Source organism: Vibrio sp. 10N.222.47.A9 (assembly GCF_963872585.1).
Classification (GTDB): Bacteria; Pseudomonadota; Gammaproteobacteria; order Enterobacterales; family Vibrionaceae; genus Vibrio; species Vibrio splendidus.
In genome coordinates, this window is sequence record NZ_CAWNBB010000047.1 from 84,445 (window position 1) to 99,964 (window position 15,520).

Sequence of the window (15,520 nt, forward strand, 5' to 3'; positions counted from 1 at the left end):
TTTATGGAATTAACGGGTTACTCTTTAGGACTCGTCGAAGCAAGCTGGATGACTGTTCAACTTGCATTCGTAAGCCTATTGGTTGGATTGGTTCTAGCAGTTTTGTTTGCAAGTGGTGAGATGTCTCGTCGTATTGCAATCAAATGGCCAACGACTGCATTTGTGACGATTGTTCGTGGTTTACCAGAAATTCTGGTCGTACTGTTTATCTACTTTGGTTCGACACAAGTTCTGTTCATGATCACTGGCGACTTCATAGAAGTGAGCCCGTTCTTATCTGGTGTTGTTGCACTGTCACTTATCTTTGCTTCTTACGCTTCACAAACCATCCGTGGTGCTTTGAAAGCAGTAAGCAAAGGGCAGAGAGAAGCAGCAAGCGCGCTTGGTATCTCTCAATCACGTTCATTCTTTCGTATCGTATTACCTCAAGCGGTAAGACACGCGCTACCAGGGTTAACCAACCAATGGTTAGTGTTACTGAAAGACACCGCGTTAGTATCACTGATTGGCGTAACGGATTTGCTGAAACAAGCACAATTAACATCAGCGGCAACGCACGAAGCATTTACTTGGTACGCGACAGCCGCAGCAATCTACTTGGTCATCACTTTAATCACACAAAGATTAGTAAAAGTGATTGATGGTAAGTTCTCTATTCAAGGTTTGGGTAACAAAGGGGCAATGGCATGAATCAACAATACCTCTCTCAAATGCTTGAAGGCTTAGTGACCAGTCTTCAACTCACAGGCGCTTCATTACTTGTTGGTTGTATCTTGTCACTGCTGATGACAGTAACGCTAATCTTAAGAATACCTGCGATTCACTGGTTCACTCGTGGCATCATCACGCTGTTCACCGGCACACCATTATTGGTCCAGATCTTCTTGGTGTATTACGGCCCGGGTCAGTTCGATTGGATTCGTGAAAGCTTCATGTGGACTTGGTTAAGTCAACCTTGGTTCTGTGCAATGTTAGCATTAGCTTTGAACACTGCCGCATACAGCACGCTACTGTTCAGAGGTGCATTCAACGCGATTCCAGCAGGTCAGTGGGAAGCGTGTCGTGCACTTGGCATGGACAAAGTCGCAACGCTTAAAGTGTTACTGCCATACGCTCTACGTCGCGCCGTTCCAGCTTACTCGAACGAAGTGATTCTAGTCTTCAAAGGCACGTCACTGGCAAGCACCATCACCATCATGGATTTGATGGGCTACGCTCAGCGTATTAACGGCCAAACCTACGACACGCTCACCGTGTTCGGCATTGCTGGCGCATTCTACCTAGCAGTAAACGGCATACTAACGCTGATCTTCCGTCAGGTAGAGAAGAAAGCCCTCGCATTCGAAGCGGCGTAAGCTAGCCACTAACAAGTTTAATTAACGTATAAAGCCTGCCATTTATGTTCGCATAGATGGCAGGTTTTTTTGTGTTTTGGGGTATCTGTGGAGCGCTGTGTTTATATCCAGTTGGTCGGAGTTTTTACGAAAATCATACTATATGGAAATAGTCTGCATTTTGTCATTCAATGAGTCTATCCATGTTTTAAGTCACTGAAATACGGTGATTAATTGTGGTAGAGTTCCGCCCATATGAAACTAGATAGAATAATTCTGTATTTAAATGCAGAATTTTTCTGTCTAATAGCTGTTATACCTATATTTTGAGATTTGTAATTATGGGAAGAGTTAAAAACTTTTGGATGGAGGAGGAGGAAAGAGGCTTCTACTCCGTTGGGGATAAATTCCTATGCTCTGTATGTATAGGTGATGAAGATTTAGCGAGCTTAGTACGTAAAAAAGGCTATAGAGGAGAGTGTGACTATTGCGGTAACAAGCTGCGGAACGTAGTTCACTTCGATTTAATGATGGAGCACTTTGTCTCATGTGTATTTCAGGAGTATGGGGACCCGAATAATGTTGGGGTAGCATGGGATCGTGGCTGGTGTGGTGACGTTTTTGATTCAGACGATTTGCTGGCAAGGCTCGGTATTCCGATTGAAAGCATGGATCTGCAAGATGACATTATTTCTTCTTTGGGTGATAAACAATGGTGTAAGCAAGACTTTTATCAGCTGTCACCTTCGCAAGCTTATAGCTTCGGTTGGAAAAGGTTTGTTGAATTAGTAAAGCACAAATCACGTTACTCTTTTTATCGTTCAGTCGAAGAAAAAGATTGCCTGGGGTATGAAGAGATTCCTGCGCAATATTTCATGGACTCTCTTAGTGGAATTATTGATTCTTTAAACCTTTATAAAACACTGCCTGCTGGCAGCACTGTATTACGAGTTCGAGTTCACCCGCGAAAGGAAAAGTTAACTAGTGCCAAACAATTAGGTGCCCCGTCAGTAGAGTATGCCGTTTACGCGAACAGAATGAGTCCCTCCGGTATCTCAATGTTTTACGGAGCATTTGATAGGCGAACAGCGATCGCAGAAACATATGAGCTAACTAATGAAGACAAAGTGGCTACAGTTGGGAGTTTCGAATTAGCCAGAGATGTACGAATAGTTGATTTCAGTAAATTACCCAGTTTTAAGGGCTTCTTTAGTGGGGTAGATAGGAGCTATCGCCATAAACTGAGCTTTATTTATGAGTTTCTAGATGACTTTACTGCTCCTGTATCAAAGGATGGTCTTGAACATATTGATTATGTACCGACACAGGTAGTAAGTGAACATTTTAGGTATATTCATACAACATCGGATGAAAACAGAATTGACGGCATTATCTATCCTAGCTCCAAGTTAAAAGGAAGAAATGCAATAGTGATTTTTTGCGATAACCGTGATTGTGTTGAGCAGTCTGAAGATAAAGGCTTGTTGAAGCTTGTTAATGTGAAAAGGATTAACCCCAAACGGTACATATAGGTATAACAAACAATTTAAGAGTGATTCAGCACGCTTGGCATTTTTGGTTTGGGTTTAGTTCAGTGTTTACAGTAGTCAAATTGGGTTCTGTGGTAGCGTGCTTCACACCTTAATTGGGCGTTATGACTCACACAATATTTCTGGTTAGGTAGTCTAGGAAAATCATGGGATTTAAATTTCGTAAACGTATAAAAATTGCACCAGGACTTCATGTCAATCTTAGCAAAAGCGGTGTTAGTACCTCTATCGGCAAGTCAGGTGCTACCGTAAATATTGGTAAAAAGGGTGTGAAAGCAACAGTCGGAATTCCAGGTTCTGGGCTTTCATATAGTCAGAATTTATCCGAGAGTAACAGTTTTAATGAGAGCAGCTCACAAACCGAAAATGGAGGTTCCCTCTTCGGTAAGGTGTTAGCCGTTATCGTTACATTTTTCTTAGCGGTGAACTTTTTTAGTTCTCCCTCGGAACCTGCTGTATCTGTGAGTACGGTAGAGGCCAAAAGTTTACGTGTGCGTGCAGAGGCAACCCTAAACTCAAAGGTTATCAACCAATTAGTAGCTGGTGATGAGGTTGTGGTCTTGAAAACTAATAGTAGTTGGGCATTAGTGGAAGGCAATGGTATAAAAGGCTGGGTTGCTTCAGAGTACCTATCAAGTCCTAAGTCATAACAAACGACTATGGCGTCAATGATTAGTTTTTTGCTGTGTTTTCATCCCACATGGCGCCATCTCTCAGCATAGAGTTAACGGTTACAACCATCTTTCGAACACACGCGATTATTGCGACCTTCTTAGGCTTTCCAGCAACTAAAAGCCGAGTATAAGTTGCTTTGAATACGGGGTTACTGTCCTATAAGTATGACCTTACCATCTTGGTCTACGGCATGAAGACTGAAGTGGTTTTTAGCTAGGTCGATACCGCAGAAATAAGAATAATCAGACATGGTGCCTCCGATGCATATAAGTACCACATAAGTGTGACAGATCCTCGGGAGGGGGAATCCATGTCATTCGTTAGGTCGCTATCGAAATTCTTTAAGTTACATCATTGTTTTATGGATAATTTTCTTGTCAAATATACCTAAACGAATCGATATAAACCGAGTATCCAATGGCTAGAAAGGCTCCTAAAATTGAAGTTATTAAAAGGCTATGTATTCTTTCAAAGAATCAGTGTGCTTTTTCTGGTTGTGACCACACAATCTTAAATGAGAATGGTGAATACATCGCTCAACTCTGCCATATTGAAGCGGCTGAGAAAGGCGGTGAGCGATACAACGAAAATCAGACCGACGAATCGCGTAGAGCAGAATCTAATTTGCTATTTTTATGTCATGCTCATCATAAAGAAACAGACAACGTTGCCCAGTATACTGTCGATGTATTAAAAGAAATGAAGCGTCAACATGAGTCTCTACCAGAAGTTGTGTTTAACGCTGATCTATTATTACAAAAAGTGCAGTTAGTCTTAGAAGAGCAAAAAGCAATACGAGAAGTCTTAAAGGGTTATGCTAAAACTGGTGATTCTAATAATTACCCTATACATGGACCTGATTTTAAAGAGTCGTGGACGCCAGAAGATGGCAGGTTCTATGAATCTCGTGATTCGAAATTTAAATATATGATGAAAGATGAGTGGCTGCATGTAGATGTTAAGCTAGACGATGGCGCTGTATTCTATTTTGAAGTTAATGAAAAGGGTTCGGTTCGAAATTCAAATACACCTCACCCAATTAATGAGTACCATGTTGAAATCCCTGAGTCGTCTATCTTACGTAAAGAGCGAATTGAGTTGGGCAGTGGAAATTACGATATCAAGACCGAGCTTAAATGGTCAAAGGGAGATGTAATCGAACATTTTCGTTACGATGGAGTATTTATGGGGGCAAATTGTAATACACGTTGCTCAATTAACCACCAGAAAAGAGTGATCACAGTCTTGTAGTTCGCGCCCACTTTCGCGCCCAATGAATGTATATTTGCTATTGTAGTAATTAGCGTCGAGTGGGTTACTGACTTATGAAGTATTACCTTACCATTTTGGTCTACGGCATGAAGATTGCTGTGGTTTTTAGCTAGGTAGATACCGCATAAATAAGAATAATCAGACATGGTGCCTCCGATGTATTTAAGTTCCACATAAGTGTGGCAGATCCTCGGGAGGGGGAATCCATGTCATTCATTATGTGACAAGCGTTAATCCATCGCTGGCGAAAGCACTCGATATCTCATATTGTTAGTGTGAAACTTCCCTTCATGAGGCTGCTATGACGAATCAACTTAGACAAAACAAAGAGAATGCTATTGCTTTTTATAGAACTGCTTACATGGGCGAGCCAGCTAAAGCAGTAGAGTTGTATGTTGGTGATGATTATATCCAGCACAATCCAGTTGTTGCTGATGGTAAGCAGGGCTTTATAGATTACTTTGAAGAAATGTCTCGGGACTATCCAAAAAAGGATATAGAGTTTTTGAGAGTTATTGCTGAAGGTGATCAGGTAGCTTTGCATACAAGGCAAACATGGCCTGCTGATGAAGAGTACGTAACGATGGACTTTTTCCGTTTCGATTCAAATGGAAAAATAGTCGAGCATTGGGATTCAATTCAAGTGGTCCCGAAAGAGTCAGCCAATAATAACTCGATGTTTTAATAGTCATATAACAAGGCGTTCAAGCCGACCTCTAACGCATGGCACTCTCGCTTCGCGAATTGTAGTGCCATCAGCGTTGTGGCGGCTTAACTTAGCGTTAGGCAAAAAGAAGAAATATTCAACAGAGGAAGTCATGGAAATAAGAGCTGCAAAACTTGAGGACATCAGTCAAATCGTAGAACTACAGAAATCTTGCCATGTATCTAACTTGGATGAATCTGATAAATGCGATGGTTTCTTAAATACAGTGATGGACGAAGTGCTTCTAACTCAAGTTATCGAGCAAGAGCAGGCTATATATGTTGCTGAACTTAACAATACGATAGTAGCGATGGCTGCTTGTGCTTCATGGCAGTTTTGGGAATGTTCAGAAGGACTCACTTCTGTGGCGAACAAGCTTGGTTCAGTGGTAGTTGGGAGTACCCAACTAAGCTCTTCTAATTCATACTTTTGGGGACCGGTCTGTGTAGGTAAGGCTTGTCGTGGTCAAGGTGTGTTTGAGAAGTTGTTTCGGTTTAGTTGTGAAGTAAGAAGTTCTAAATTTTCTTACGTTTACACGTACGTGCATAAAGACAATGCTCGTTCTTTTGCTGCTCATACCAATAAAGCAGGCTTTAAATATACAAAAGACTTCGATCTCAATGGGCAAACTTTTCAGGAAATGGCGCGCGAAACGAAATTTGCCTAACAAACGCTCAAGATGAATTCCCAACGCTTTGCAGTTTCGACTTACTTGGCTTTAAAGCGTTTATGTCACAGAGGGGCCGGCCATAACGCCACTTAAACCTATACATAGTGTTGCTTTCTACGAGGGAATGAACATGAAACAAGGCATTTTCAAGAACTTGAAGCTGGCATTAGGTGTTGGTTTTGGTGTTTCCATTCATCAGTACTTTTTTATGACGGATGGTGCGTTTGATTTCTATCAGCCACCTGTGGCGTTTGCTTTTACGTTTGTCGTTAGCAGTATTGGTACACTTCTAAAAGAAAGAATCATGCGCAAGAAGGAGATTACATGAGAATATCGGAAGCCGTTCTGTCGGATTTAGAATCCTTTTTCGAATACATAGGAGCACAGCTTCTTGAGAATGCGGATGATAACTCTCCACTTTTCCAACCGATCTCTAAAGAGAATTGTGTAGTTTCAGAACAATTTAAAGACAAGTTTCGAAATGGTTTTGAGGCAAGCCTTGGTGAACATGGCTGGAGAAAGCTCTGGGTAATCAAAGACTCTAAGGAACGAGTGTTTGGTCATATAGACCTACGTCATTACGGTGAAGAGTATAAGTTTCATCGTGTGCTTCTGGGCATGGGTGTTGATTCAAGTCTAAGAAAGCAAGGGTTGGGTGTAGAACTGATTAAGTGCGTGACTGAGTTTTGTAACGAAAGCCCAAGTGTCGATTGGTTAGATCTCAATGTTCTCTCGAATAATCTTCCTGCAAAAAATTTGTATTTGAAATGTGGTTTCGAAGTGATTGGAGAAGTCACAGATTGTTACCTTATAGAAGGACAGTTTGTGTCTGAAACAATGATGACACTATGCACAAGAAATTCCGGGTAAGAACGCTTTTAAGAATGAATTATGACACTTGGCATCCTAAAGCTTATGTTAGTGCTTAAGCTTGGTGTCAGCGCTTTTACACGGCAACTCTACCTATGAGCTAAAGAGGAATCATGACTAAAATCTATTTCGTATGTGGCTTTATCGGTTCGGGTAAGACGACTTACTCTAAAGCGCTTGCAGAAAAGCATGGTACCTTTCGTTTCTCGATTGATGAGTGGATGATTCCTTTGTATGGCGAACATATGGAGCGTGAAGTTTTTGATAGCCGGCTGGCTACGCTTCAAGGTTTATTCAAGGACTCTGCAATGCAGCTCTTTTCTTTGGGTGTTCCGGTAATTTTTGACTTTGGTTTTTGGCGTAAATCAGACCGAGATTCTTTTACAAGCTGGGCGTCAAACCTAGGCGTGGACAGCGAAGTTCACTACCTTGATGTTCCCTTTGAGACTTGTAAGGAGAGGGCATTTAACCGTAACTCGGAACTCAATGGCAAGTCTTATGAAATGACACCTGAAATGTTAGATCTTTTTTGGTCTTGGTTTGAGGTTCCAACTTCAAATGAAAGTGTTGTTTGGGTTCAACAGGACACTTAACAAGCTATATAGCCAAACATAGTTTGAGTTAGCAGCTCCTTAATATCACAACAAATGAATCGGAGGTTGAATGGACCAAGCAATCAAAACACATTTCGACGAGTATCCCGATGATGTTCGAGCTCGGCTTGAAGAGTTGCGTTCATTAATCTTAGAGCTTTGCTCTGATTTGGATTTAGGTGAAGTCGAAGAGTCTCTGAAATGGGGCGAGCCGAGTTACAGCGTTAAGACGGGCAGTCCAATTCGAATCGACTGGAAATTAAAATCACCAAACAACTATTACTTGTTCTTTAACTGTCAAACGAAGCTAGTCGACACATTCAGAGAATTGCACGATGGCGCATTGGTATTTCAAGGTAATCGGGCAATCGTCTTGAACCTAACTGAACCACTTCCCAGGGCACTTATTAAGCAGTGCTTAGAGCTAGCCTTAACTTATCAACAACGAAAACACCTGCCGCTTCTTGGCGCGTAACTCTTACGCGCTGTCATTATATTTCTTAAACCGGTTATCTGTGTTCTAGCTATCACTCTTTAAAGCGCTAAGACTGTACCATCTTGATTAGTATCAAGAGGCTAGGGAAACTCGATAACCAACGCTGATTGTATTGCTTACCGTTTAAAAAGGTGTTCTAGTCACCTTGTATTTCAGACTTAAAAGGAAGTTGTATGAATTTAGATAAAGCCAAGAAACGCATCGCAAAGCAGGTTAAAAAAGGCGACAACGGATACCCAAAAATCACGTTAGCGTATTACGGGGCGACCAAAGATCTCGCAACGGAAGTCGCAGTTCAATTTATGCTGGGTGAGGGCGATGGTGTCCAAGAAGAGCGTTTTTCTTGTGAAACCGAAATCCGAGATAATGAGCTAATCCAAACGACGTTACTCAAGATAATCGAACGCGCTAATGTTAACTCAGTGATTGAAGTTGAAGGCGTGGCTGTTCTTTAGTTTGCCTCGTATCTGTAAGTTTATGAGTGGCCGTCGTTGTCTCGGTAATCTGGTATTACATGGGTTAGTTGATTCAGGATATTTAGAGTAATGCACGTAAGAAAAGCACAGCTTCATGAGCTAGATATTATTTATACAATGGGCTTCGATGTTTGGGGTGATGGCTTGACGTTAGACGATTACTTAACAGGTTGTCGTATCAGTGAAAAGTACTTATCTGGCACTTGGTATGTGCTAGTCGAGAAGGATAGGGTCGTGTCGTCTCTTATCGTTTACAGTGACATGTTTGGTCTTGCAAAAGGATGTTTCGGTATTGGCTCTGTGGCTACGCCTCAAGAATTACGATACCAAGGTTATGCGTCTGAGTTGATCAACTTGGTAAAAACGGAGTTATTCACTCGTCATACTTGTAAGGCTTTATACCTACACAGCGACATTGAGCATCAATTTTATAATAGGCTTGGCTTTGTGGGCATAGTAGGTTCTGATTGTATGTATATTTCAAACGACTCTTTTGAGTTTGATGGACGAATACCAGATTACTTCTAGGCGTGAGTATTTTGATCCAATATAAAAATGGGGCTTAGAAGGTTAAGTGTATCCGAAGTGTTTTACTCATAATTTATCAAGGAAGAAACGTTATGAAATTAGCTCAGTTAAATATCGCTCTGGCTAAATACCCGTTAGATGCGCCTGAAATAAAAGAGTTTGTCGATAACTTAGAGCTGGTTAATGGAATCGCAGAAAGCAGTGAAGGGTTTGTTTGGCGTCTGAAAGATGAATCTGGTGACGCCACCAATATCCAAGCTTTCGATGATCCTAATATGATTGTGAATATGTCGGTTTGGGACTCTGTGGATTCGTTAAAGAACTTCATGTTCCGCACACATCACCGTGATTTTATGCGCCGAAAGGGTGACTGGTTTCATCGATTACCTGAAGATACTTATGTGCTTTGGTGGATTGAAGAAGACCATATTCCCACACTCGAAGAAGCGATAGTGCGACTTGAACACCTCAGAGAAATCGGTGATACGCCGTATGCCTTCACTTTTAAAACCAACTTTACAGAGTCAGAAGCGCCAAAATAGCGTTCATAGATAGATAACCAACGTTATGTTTTTTAGACGTTTTATGGCAATTCCCGTGAGGATGAGTCGATTATTGGTATGATGTTTCTATAGTCTTCGAGAGGTTTTATGATGTTGAAAATGAAAAGTAGTGTACTTGCGGTGTGTTTATTCGGTTTCAGCATGAGTGCTAGCGCTTCAACACTGGAAGAGTGTGCCAAACTCCTTCCTGATGGTCACACGTATAAAGTAGAGATCATTTTAGACGTAGATAAGACTGAGAAGGATCCAGCGGTGAAAGGCAGTTTTGGTGTGACGGGCGGAGCCGATGCGCCAGATACTTTCGATATCGGTGATTTTGTCGAGTGTGCTGGTCCTCTGATCAAAACCGTAGATACAGACAGCAACGAAGCGTCTAATTCCTAGTCACTGGTTATTGCGTTTGTCGGCCCTAGACGCCAGAGGGTATTCTGCATTTAAACAGATAAAGGTAAGTTGTGATTGAATTTAAAACGGTCGGTCTTTTTGTACTTACGGCGGTCGCCGAGATAGTAGGGTGTTATCTACCTTATCTTTGGTTGAGAGAAGACAAGAGCATTTGGTTATTGATTCCTGCTGCGATAAGCCTGGCGTTATTTGCTTGGTTATTGACGCTTCATCCTACCGCGACAGGGCGTGTTTATGCAGCCTATGGCGGTGTGTATATTTCTGTTGCCCTAATATGGCTGTGGCTTGTTGATGGCGAGAAGCCGACAACGTGGGATCTGGTAGGTGGCTCAGTTGCACTACTCGGTATGGCGATTATTATGTTTGGCCCTCGAAACGCGTAGTGCATGCATTGAGATGACAGGAAGAGAATAAATCATGGAAAAGGTTGATTGGCACAAGAATCAGATTGATGACAGTACCGTCATAACGGACAGCTACAAAACGACTCAGAACGTGCGTCGATATTTTAAGTCCAAGCTTGGCGAAGAGTTTAAATTTGACCGTGATTTTATGCAGTGGATGAACAATGCGACAGGTTTGACTATGGGTGATGCCTTACAAGAGTGGGCGAAGCGTAACGATATAAAGTAACGGATTATCTTTTTGGTAAACTCATCTACTAGCTAACCAGTTCATAAAAATACCGCCTTAATCAACGGCGGTATTTTTTATTACGCTTATAACATCATTCAGCAGAGAACAAAGAGCCTAGTTAACGTGGGCTAATTCGACACTCTGCGTTTCATTAGCGACTTTCCAATCGCCACCTAACGCTTTATACACCGCAATCGTGGTGTTAGCGGTTTGAAGCTTGGCGGCCACTTGGCGATCTTGCATCGCTTTTTGTTGTCTTTGTGCGTCTAACACCGATAAGTAATCGACTAGGCCGGCTTTATAGAGTGACTTTGCTTTGCTCACTGCATTATCGACGGCGAGGGTGGCTTCATCGATGCGCTTTTGGTTCTCTTGGCTACGGCCATAGGCAAACAAGCTTGAATCGACTTCTGCAAAGGCGCTGTCTACCGAGTGTTGGTAGTTAAGCGCTGCAGAACGGAACCTTGCTTCGTTCATCTCCACCAAGGCTTCGCCTCGGCCACCATCGAACACATTCCAACTGATGCCAGCAGATGCCGCCCAACCGAATGAATCGCTACTGAATAGATCATCAAAACTTCCGGCTGTCACTCCTGGCGTACCCGTTAGGAAGAATTTTGGATAGCGATTGGCAATGCTTGCGCCGAGTTCTTCGTTAATGGCTGCCATTTCACGCTCTGCAATTCGGATGTCTGGGCGTTGTTCTAACAAGTCAGAAGGTAAGCCTGTAGGAATCACATCCTTCATTCTCGGTAACGTAAATTCACCCGCTAAACGTTGGTTCACGTTCGTAAGTGATTCGCCTAACAACACTGCCATACGTTGTTTGTGAACTTGCTCTGCGATTTCAAGTTGAGGAACAATGGATTCAGTCGCGGCAAGCATGGCTTTGGCTTGAGCAAGATCTAACTCCGAGCCGTAGCCACTGCGAACCACTTTGGTGACCAGTTCTAAAGTCTGCTTTTGGTCGGAAATGTTCTCTAGTGCGATCGCTTTTCGCTCTTGAGCACCACGATATTGCAGGTAGTTGTGAATGACATCGGCAGTGATCAAGGTGTTCAAACCGGATTGGAATATCTCGGCTTGTTCAACTCGAATCGTCGCCGCGTTGGATTGCTTATCGATACGTCCAAACAAGTCCATTTCCCATGCGATGCTTGCACCTAAGAACCCGCCATCGTGTTGCGCTTCCAGCAACGACATGCCCGTCGCTGATTCAACCGCATCAGAGGCGCCAAATACCGGGCCGAGTAGGGAGTCGTTCTCACTCAATTGGTAGTTGTAATAACCACCACCGACATTGATGGTTGGAACTTTGAATGATTCAACAACGCTTTTGTATGAGTTCGCCATGTTGATTCGCTCGGCGGCCAGTTTAAGCGGGATATTCTGACTTTGAACATCGGCCACTAATTGATTGAGCGTAGGGTCATTGAACTGTGTCCACCAATGATTGTGCTGTTCGTTTTGGCTCACGCCATCTTGGTTCACATCACCTTGGCTATATAAGAAGGTCTCAGCCATAGTCGTTTGCGGTTCATCGTAATCAGGGCCAACCGCACACCCTGTCAGCAACAAGGCAAGAGCAATAGGAGCCATTTTAAACTTAGTTAATGGATACATGTTTATTGCTCCTTGTTGAATGAGGTTGGAGTGCCGCTATTTGTAGACTGAGGCGTTGCATCGAGCACAACTACAGCATCTTTAATGGCTTCAGCCACTGTCTTTTTTTCTTCGGTACGATAGAAAAGCTTGTAAAGCGCAGGCATTACAAACAGAGACAACACGGTTGCCGCAGCCAAGCCACCGATAATGGTTGCGGCCATCTGGTCAAACAGCAGGTCACTAAGCAGCGGGATCATGCCAAGTGCTGTGGTGAGTGCGCCCATTGAGATCGCCATTGTACGGTTCACGGTTGCTTCTTTAATTGCGTCTGACAGTGAGCGACCGTCTTTACGTTCAAGCTCGATCTGGTCCATCAACACGATGCCGTTCTTGATGATCATACCTGTCAAGGTTACCGCGCCAATCAGCGCCATGAAGCCGAACGGTTTGTCCAACAGCAACAAGCTGAACGTTGCACCCGTCGCCGCAAGCGGTAGGGTGGTGAAGATGATCACTGGCTGTTTGAAGCCGTTAAACATCGCAACTAGGATGATCACCATCAACAACATCGCTTTAGGTAGCTGTTTAAGAATATCGCTGACCGCTTTATGCTCGTCGTAATATTCGCCACCCCATTCCAAGTGGTAACCTTGTGGAAGGTGAATGGATTCTATTTGTTCTTTAACTGAGTCTCTCACTGCTGCAGGTGTGGTGTAGCGACCAACGCCAGCTTGTGCTGTGATGGTTTTTACTCGGTCGCGACGCCAAATCATGGTCTCTTCGCTGCTAAGCTCAAACCCGTCAATGACTTGACCTAGTGGAACGCTGTGGATGCCCAATAAAGAACGTACCGGCAAAGTTTCTAGCGATTGAATCGAGCTTTCTGTACCACGCAGTTGAATCGTCACCAGTTCGTCGTTTAAGTTCATACGACCCAGCGGCATGCCTTCTGACGCGCGTTTCATCGCGAATGCAATATCTGCACGGTTAATGCCTGCAAGACGCATCTTGTCTTGGTTGATGACAGGTTCTAGCACTTTGCTCTTTTGACGCCAGTCGTCACGAACGTACTTGGTGTCTGGGTGTCGAGCAAAGATAGCTTTCGCTTGTTCAGATAAGCCGTGCAGTACCTCGATATCTGGGCCTGAAAAACGCGCTTCAACACTGAATTTATCCGAAGTCGCAAGCTTTAAGCTTCTAAAGCGAGGATCGGCGTTTGGAAACTCTTCCATTAACCATTTGTCGCCACGCGCAATCAACGGGCTGAGTGAAGGGAAATCGGTCGCGTTAATCAAGATCTGACCGTAAGCAGAGTCAAACGGTTCTGGCTCAATGGTCACTGAGAAACGAGGAGCGCCAGCACCAATGTACGTTGAAATACTCTCGACTTCCGGCTGCTCTAACAACCATTGTTCGATACGCTTCATGTCTTCTGAGGTCTGTTCAACCTTGGCGGCATTGGGCAGCCAGTAATCTAAGAACAGAATGGGTCTGTCGGCTTGTGGAATAAAGTTAACGGCAATATTCGGGATAGCCAATGCAGTAACCAAGATCAGCGGAATAAGCCCTGTCAGTGCTTTGAGTGGGTTATCTACCGTCCAGTTTACGCTCTTACGGTATAAGCTTACTTTGGTATTGTCAGCTTGCTTAGTTGGCTTGATGAAGAACCAACACATCAAAGCTGTGAAGGTCATTGCGACAAACCATGACAACAACAGTGAAGAGGCGATAATTAGGAATACTGAGCTTGCGAACTCAGCGGCATCGGTTTTTGAAAAGATAACAGGGCTCGCACCCATGATAGCAATGACTGTCGCGCCAAAGAGTGGTGTAGCGGTCTCTTTAACAGAATCAATTGCGGCTTTGGTTCGGTCGATGCCTTTGTTGATTTTCACAATCATCATATCGGTGATGACAATGGCATTATCAACCAACATACCAAGCGCAAGAATGAAGGTACCTAGCGAAACTCGGTGCAAATCGATTGAAGCGATGTTCATGTAGATAAGCGTCAGCAAGATAGTCAGCAGTAAGCTTGAGCCGACAATGGTTGCGCTTTTTAGCCCCATGAATATAGACAGGACGATGAATACAATCGCGACACTCTCTAGCAAGTTGCTTACGAAGTTGTCGATCGATTTTTGAACTTCTTCCGGTTGGTTAGCAACTGTCGCGACATCAACGCCTAACGGCAGGGTTGCTTGAAAATCGCTGACGATTTGATTGATTTCATCACCAAGTGATACCACGTTTACGCCGGCGACTGGGCTCATCGCTAATGTGACCGCTGGTACGCCGTTGTAGCGGTTCTCTGTCATCATTGGCTCTTGGTAGCCCATTGTGACGTCTGCAATATCACCTAAGCGGATTAAGCTGGTTCCTAATTCACTCACGCCGCCTTTGATCATCAGGTTTTTGATGTCGTCTAATGAACCAAACTCACTCGACTGTTGAACTCGGATTCGCTCAGTTCCTGCTGAAAACTTACCGGCATCGAACGCCATGTTTTGCGTATTCAGCTGCGACCAAACTTGTGTGATAGATAGGCCGTATTGCGCTAACCTTTCATCTGGGATGTCGATATGAACAACGCGTGGCTGAACGCCGTGTAATTCGATCTTCTTAATACCATCGACGGTTTTAATTCGACGTTGCAACTCTTCTGCGTAACGTCTTAGCTCAGCAGGAGAAGCATCCTTACTGTGGATCGAGAAAAGCATGCCGTAGACTTCAGAGAACTCGTCTTGTACGACACTGATCTGTGCAGTCGAAGGCAGTAACAGCTTCATGTCAGAGACTTTGCGACGCAATAAGTCCCACTCTTGAGGAAGTGCTTTTGAATTAAGAGACTCTTTGAGATCGACAAACACCATCGACATGCCCGGACGAGACAATGAACGCAGTCGGTTCAATGATCCCATCTCTTGCAGTTTAGTTTCAACGGTATCCGTGACTTGTTGCTCCACTTCTTCCGCAGAAGCGCCGGGGTAGAGCGTTACTACGACGGCCGTTTTGATGGTGAAGCTTGGATCTTCGAGCTTGCCAAGATCAAAGTAAGAAAACAGGCCTGCGATAACACTCAATGCCGTGAAAAACAGGATGAAGGTGCGTTGTTTGATCGCAAAATCAGCTAGATTCATC

General features: G+C 43.6%; 19 protein-coding genes and 2 pseudogenes. 17 read left to right on the top strand and 4 right to left on the bottom strand.

Going from position 1 to position 15,520, the window contains the following annotated elements:
- Positions 1-3 precede the first annotated feature (3 nt).
- The 4 genes from artQ (at position 4) to AACT19_RS15090 (ending at position 3,534) form a co-directional block, all read left to right on the top strand.
- On the top strand, positions 4-690 hold the full coding sequence (gene artQ / locus AACT19_RS15075) for an arginine ABC transporter permease ArtQ (RefSeq protein WP_017083621.1): 687 nt from the start codon (positions 4-6) through the stop codon (positions 688-690).
- A complete protein-coding gene (artM, locus tag AACT19_RS15080; RefSeq protein ID WP_048615841.1) occupies positions 687-1,355 on the top strand; it encodes an arginine ABC transporter permease ArtM in 669 nt (222 codons plus the stop codon). Before artQ ends, artM begins: the two co-directional genes overlap by 4 nt.
- A gap of 320 nt (positions 1,356-1,675) precedes the next feature.
- On the top strand, positions 1,676-2,866 hold the full coding sequence (locus tag AACT19_RS15085) for a HEPN-associated N-terminal domain-containing protein (RefSeq protein WP_076647051.1): 1,191 nt from the start codon (positions 1,676-1,678) through the stop codon (positions 2,864-2,866).
- Between the two features lie 164 nt (positions 2,867-3,030).
- A complete protein-coding gene (locus AACT19_RS15090) occupies positions 3,031-3,534 on the top strand; it encodes a DUF4236 domain-containing protein (RefSeq protein WP_076647053.1) in 504 nt (167 codons plus the stop codon).
- A gap of 22 nt (positions 3,535-3,556) precedes the next feature.
- Here AACT19_RS15090 and AACT19_RS15095 read toward each other — a convergent pair.
- A pseudogene (locus AACT19_RS15095) lies at positions 3,557-3,712 on the bottom strand (IS110 family transposase); the annotation flags it as partial.
- Between the two features lie 264 nt (positions 3,713-3,976).
- Between AACT19_RS15095 and AACT19_RS15100 the strand changes: the two are divergent.
- Positions 3,977-4,810, top strand: a complete 834-nt coding sequence (locus AACT19_RS15100) for a hypothetical protein (RefSeq protein WP_076647055.1) — start codon at positions 3,977-3,979, stop codon at positions 4,808-4,810.
- Positions 4,811-4,839: 29 nt separating this feature from the next.
- Here the strand turns inward: AACT19_RS15100 and AACT19_RS15105 are convergent.
- Positions 4,840-4,977, bottom strand: a pseudogene (locus AACT19_RS15105) (IS110 family transposase); the annotation flags it as partial.
- A gap of 155 nt (positions 4,978-5,132) precedes the next feature.
- Here AACT19_RS15105 and AACT19_RS15110 point away from each other — a divergent pair.
- The 12 genes from AACT19_RS15110 to AACT19_RS15165 all read left to right on the top strand — a co-directional run bounded on the left by AACT19_RS15110 (position 5,133) and on the right by AACT19_RS15165 (position 10,771).
- Entirely contained in the window at positions 5,133-5,516 is a 384-nt protein-coding gene (locus AACT19_RS15110) for a nuclear transport factor 2 family protein (RefSeq protein ID WP_076647057.1), read from the top strand.
- Positions 5,517-5,649: 133 nt separating this feature from the next.
- A complete protein-coding gene (locus AACT19_RS15115) occupies positions 5,650-6,204 on the top strand; it encodes a GNAT family N-acetyltransferase (RefSeq protein WP_076647059.1) in 555 nt (184 codons plus the stop codon).
- Between the two features lie 133 nt (positions 6,205-6,337).
- A complete protein-coding gene (locus AACT19_RS15120) occupies positions 6,338-6,535 on the top strand; it encodes a hypothetical protein (protein ID WP_076647061.1) in 198 nt (65 codons plus the stop codon).
- Positions 6,532-7,077: a GNAT family N-acetyltransferase gene (locus tag AACT19_RS15125; RefSeq protein WP_076647063.1), complete on the top strand. Its 546-nt coding sequence runs from the start codon at positions 6,532-6,534 to the stop codon at positions 7,075-7,077. The genes AACT19_RS15120 and AACT19_RS15125 overlap by 4 nt, the downstream gene beginning before the upstream one ends.
- A gap of 113 nt (positions 7,078-7,190) precedes the next feature.
- The gene (locus tag AACT19_RS15130) at positions 7,191-7,670 is read left to right on the top strand and encodes an AAA family ATPase (RefSeq protein WP_076647065.1); all 480 of its coding nucleotides are present in this window, start codon (positions 7,191-7,193) and stop codon (positions 7,668-7,670) included.
- A 70-nt stretch (positions 7,671-7,740) separates the two neighbouring features.
- Positions 7,741-8,145: a DUF1801 domain-containing protein gene (locus tag AACT19_RS15135; protein ID WP_076647067.1), complete on the top strand. Its 405-nt coding sequence runs from the start codon at positions 7,741-7,743 to the stop codon at positions 8,143-8,145.
- A gap of 194 nt (positions 8,146-8,339) precedes the next feature.
- A complete protein-coding gene (locus AACT19_RS15140) occupies positions 8,340-8,621 on the top strand; it encodes a hypothetical protein (RefSeq protein ID WP_076647069.1) in 282 nt (93 codons plus the stop codon).
- A 90-nt stretch (positions 8,622-8,711) separates the two neighbouring features.
- A complete protein-coding gene (locus AACT19_RS15145) occupies positions 8,712-9,170 on the top strand; it encodes a GNAT family N-acetyltransferase (protein WP_076647071.1) in 459 nt (152 codons plus the stop codon).
- Positions 9,171-9,262: 92 nt separating this feature from the next.
- A complete protein-coding gene (locus AACT19_RS15150) occupies positions 9,263-9,712 on the top strand; it encodes a DUF3291 domain-containing protein (RefSeq protein ID WP_076647073.1) in 450 nt (149 codons plus the stop codon).
- Between the two features lie 108 nt (positions 9,713-9,820).
- Positions 9,821-10,117: a hypothetical protein gene (locus tag AACT19_RS15155; protein ID WP_004733817.1), complete on the top strand. Its 297-nt coding sequence runs from the start codon at positions 9,821-9,823 to the stop codon at positions 10,115-10,117.
- 71 nt (positions 10,118-10,188) lie between these two features.
- Positions 10,189-10,521, top strand: a complete 333-nt coding sequence (locus AACT19_RS15160; protein WP_004733816.1) for a YnfA family protein — start codon at positions 10,189-10,191, stop codon at positions 10,519-10,521.
- A 34-nt stretch (positions 10,522-10,555) separates the two neighbouring features.
- Entirely contained in the window at positions 10,556-10,771 is a 216-nt protein-coding gene (locus AACT19_RS15165) for a DUF6434 domain-containing protein (RefSeq protein ID WP_017101670.1), read from the top strand.
- Positions 10,772-10,888: 117 nt separating this feature from the next.
- On the opposite strand, the gene AACT19_RS15170 is transcribed toward AACT19_RS15165, so the two are convergent.
- Entirely contained in the window at positions 10,889-12,397 is a 1,509-nt protein-coding gene (locus tag AACT19_RS15170) for an efflux transporter outer membrane subunit (RefSeq protein WP_076647075.1), read from the bottom strand.
- Positions 12,398-12,399: 2 nt separating this feature from the next.
- The gene (locus tag AACT19_RS15175; protein WP_207551969.1) at positions 12,400-15,519 is read right to left on the bottom strand and encodes an efflux RND transporter permease subunit; all 3,120 of its coding nucleotides are present in this window, start codon (positions 15,517-15,519) and stop codon (positions 12,400-12,402) included.
- Between the last annotated feature and the right edge of the window lies 1 nt (position 15,520).

Bases quoted from the DNA above. Each gene is read 5' to 3' on its own strand.
- AACT19_RS15150 (WP_076647073.1), top strand. From the start codon at position 9,263: ATGAAATTAGCTCAGTTAAATATCGCTCTGGCTAAATACCCGTTAGAT.
- AACT19_RS15120 (WP_076647061.1), top strand. From the start codon at position 6,338: ATGAAACAAGGCATTTTCAAGAACTTGAAGCTGGCATTAGGTGTTGGT.
- AACT19_RS15175 (WP_207551969.1), bottom strand. From the start codon at position 15,519: ATGAATCTAGCTGATTTTGCGATCAAACAACGCACCTTCATCCTGTTT.
- AACT19_RS15140 (WP_076647069.1), top strand. From the start codon at position 8,340: ATGAATTTAGATAAAGCCAAGAAACGCATCGCAAAGCAGGTTAAAAAA.
- AACT19_RS15115 (WP_076647059.1), top strand. From the start codon at position 5,650: ATGGAAATAAGAGCTGCAAAACTTGAGGACATCAGTCAAATCGTAGAA.
- AACT19_RS15130 (WP_076647065.1), top strand. From the start codon at position 7,191: ATGACTAAAATCTATTTCGTATGTGGCTTTATCGGTTCGGGTAAGACG.
- AACT19_RS15155 (WP_004733817.1), top strand. From the start codon at position 9,821: ATGATGTTGAAAATGAAAAGTAGTGTACTTGCGGTGTGTTTATTCGGT.
- AACT19_RS15125 (WP_076647063.1), top strand. From the start codon at position 6,532: ATGAGAATATCGGAAGCCGTTCTGTCGGATTTAGAATCCTTTTTCGAA.
- AACT19_RS15100 (WP_076647055.1), top strand. From the start codon at position 3,977: ATGGCTAGAAAGGCTCCTAAAATTGAAGTTATTAAAAGGCTATGTATT.
- AACT19_RS15110 (WP_076647057.1), top strand. From the start codon at position 5,133: ATGACGAATCAACTTAGACAAAACAAAGAGAATGCTATTGCTTTTTAT.
- AACT19_RS15165 (WP_017101670.1), top strand. From the start codon at position 10,556: ATGGAAAAGGTTGATTGGCACAAGAATCAGATTGATGACAGTACCGTC.
- AACT19_RS15145 (WP_076647071.1), top strand. From the start codon at position 8,712: ATGCACGTAAGAAAAGCACAGCTTCATGAGCTAGATATTATTTATACA.
- artM (WP_048615841.1), top strand. From the start codon at position 687: ATGAATCAACAATACCTCTCTCAAATGCTTGAAGGCTTAGTGACCAGT.
- AACT19_RS15170 (WP_076647075.1), bottom strand. From the start codon at position 12,397: ATGTATCCATTAACTAAGTTTAAAATGGCTCCTATTGCTCTTGCCTTG.
- AACT19_RS15135 (WP_076647067.1), top strand. From the start codon at position 7,741: ATGGACCAAGCAATCAAAACACATTTCGACGAGTATCCCGATGATGTT.
- AACT19_RS15085 (WP_076647051.1), top strand. From the start codon at position 1,676: ATGGGAAGAGTTAAAAACTTTTGGATGGAGGAGGAGGAAAGAGGCTTC.
- artQ (WP_017083621.1), top strand. From the start codon at position 4: ATGGAATTAACGGGTTACTCTTTAGGACTCGTCGAAGCAAGCTGGATG.
- AACT19_RS15090 (WP_076647053.1), top strand. From the start codon at position 3,031: ATGGGATTTAAATTTCGTAAACGTATAAAAATTGCACCAGGACTTCAT.